The sequence below is a fragment of the Tenacibaculum aiptasiae genome (genome assembly GCF_008806755.1).
In the GTDB taxonomy this organism is placed as follows: Bacteria; Bacteroidota; Bacteroidia; order Flavobacteriales; family Flavobacteriaceae; genus Polaribacter; species Polaribacter aiptasiae.
Window position 1 is genome coordinate 1 of record NZ_WAAU01000002.1, and the last position, 373, is coordinate 373.

Below are 373 nucleotides of genomic sequence, written 5' to 3' on the forward strand. Positions count from 1 at the left end.
CCATCTCCATCAGTATCTGGCTCTTCATTTGCATCTACTGATCCATCTGCTTGACCATCATTGTTAGCATCAACAAACCCTAAATCATGAGAATCAATAACTCCATCTCCATTCGTATCTAATGAACCATTACCTCCTTCATCTACATCTAAGATACCATCATTATCACTGTCTAAATCTAAACTATCAATAATTCCATCTCCATCAGTATCTCCTGTTCCTTCTTCAGTATCTGGAATTCCATCATTATCATCATCTACATCTGTGATATCTGGTATACCATCACCGTCAGTGTCTTGACAAATTCCATTATTACTAAGTATCAATATAATCGTAGCTGTATCGTTTCCTGTACATGGTGCTGTTGCAGCAA

Annotated in this window: 1 pseudogene; it reads right to left on the reverse strand. The window is 37.3% G+C overall.

Annotation, left to right across the window (positions count from 1 at the left end):
* Nucleotides 1–373: pseudogene (locus F7018_RS00035) on the reverse strand (gliding motility-associated C-terminal domain-containing protein); the annotation flags it as partial.